This window comes from Streptococcus sp. OMI750, assembly GCF_047463895.1.
In the GTDB taxonomy this organism is placed as follows: domain Bacteria; phylum Bacillota; class Bacilli; order Lactobacillales; family Streptococcaceae; genus Streptococcus.
The window spans coordinates 1-1818 of the sequence record NZ_JASHCZ010000013.1; the positions used below are offsets into that span (position 1 = coordinate 1).

Sequence of the window (1818 nt, forward strand, 5' to 3'; positions counted from 1 at the left end):
AATCACAGAGTGTCTCAAATTCCTTGAGTGAGTCCTTGAAGACTAGTGTCTCACAAAGTCAATCTGCTTCAGCGAGTGAGTCCTTGAGTGCTGTGAAATCACAGAGTGTCTCAAATTCCTTGAGTGAGTCCTTGAAGACTAGTGTCTCACAAAGTCAATCTGCTTCAGCGAGTGAGTCCTTGAGTGCTGTGAAATCACAGAGTGTCTCAAATTCCTTGAGTGAATCCTTGAAGACTAGCGTATCACAAAGTCAATCTTCATCAACGAGCCAGTCACTTAGCTCAGTTCAGTCAAAAAGTTTGTCAGCATCGTTGAGTAGTTCAGTCTCAGAAAGCCAATCTGTGTCTAGCTCGCTGTCTGTTTCGATATCGGAATCTGTTTCTATGTCTGAGTCAGAATCGGCCTCCGAATCAGTTTCTGCATCTGAGTCAGCCTCAGAAGAAGCTTCTGCTTCATTGAGTGAGTCAGTATCGTCATCTGAATCAGTGAGTGCATCTGCATCCACTTCAGTTTCAGTAAGTCAATCAGTATCAGCGTCTGTTTCTACGTCTGAGTCAGAATCGACCTCCGAATCAGTTTCTGCATCTGAGTCAGCCTCAGAAGAAGCTTCTGCTTCATTGAGTGAGTCAGTATCGTCATCTGAATCAGTGAGTGCATCTGCATCCACTTCAGTTTCAGTAAGTCAATCAATATCAGCATCTGTTTCTACGTCTGAGTCAGAATCGACCTCCGAATCAGTTTCTGCATCTGAGTCAGCCTCAGAAGAAGCTTCTGCTTCATTGAGTGAGTCAGTATCGTCATCTGAATCAGTGAGTACATCTGCATCCACTTCAGTTTCAGTAAGTCAATCAGTATCAGCGTCTGTTTCTACGTCTGAGTCAGAATCGACCTCCGAATCAGTTTCTGCATCTGAGTCAGCCTCAGAAGAAGCTTCTGCTTCATTGAGTGAGTCAGTATCGTCATCTGAATCAGTGAGTACATCTGCATCCACTTCAGTTTCAGTAAGTCAATCAGTATCAGCGTCTGTTTCTACGTCTGAGTCAGAATCGACCTCCGAATCAGTTTCTGCATCTGAGTCAGCCTCAGAAGAAGCTTCTGCTTCATTGAGTGAGTCAGTATCGTCATCTGAATCAGTGAGTACATCTGCATCCACTTCAGTTTCAGTAAGTCAATCAATATCAGCATCAGAATCAATCTCGATTTCGACCTCGATTTCTGAATCAGTATCAACATCTGAGTCGGTATCAACATCAGAATCAGTATCGACCTCTGAATCGGTATCTACCTCTGAATCGGTATCAGCATCAGAATCAGTTTCAGTCTCTGAATCAGTCTCAACGTCCGAATCGGTATCAGTATCCGAATCAGTTTCTACCTCAGAATCGGTCTCAACGTCAGAATCAGTTTCTACCTCAGAATCGGTCTCAACGTCAGAATCAGTATCTACATCTGAGTCAGCATCGACTTCAGAATCGGTCTCAACGTCAGAATCAGTATCTACATCTGAGTCAGCATCGATGTCTGAATCAGTCTCAACGTCAGAATCAGTTTCTACATCTGAGTCAGCATCGACATCTGAATCAGTATCAGAGTCAGTATCTGTTTCCACATCTGAATCAGTTTCTACATCTGAGTCAGTATCGACATCTGAATCGATCTCAACGTCTGAATCGGTATCGACATCTGAATCAGTTTCTGCGTCAGAGTCAGCATCAGTTTCTACATCTGAATCCGTTTCAACGTCAGTAAGTCAATCAATGTCAACGTCTGAATCCGTTTCTACATCTGAGTCAGCATCGACATCTGAATCAGTATCAG

At 43.5% G+C, this 1818-nt stretch carries 1 pseudogene; it reads left to right on the forward strand.

The features are described from left to right. Positions 1-1818 (forward strand): annotated as a pseudogene (locus tag QM830_RS10860) (accessory Sec-dependent LPXTG-anchored adhesin); the annotation flags it as partial.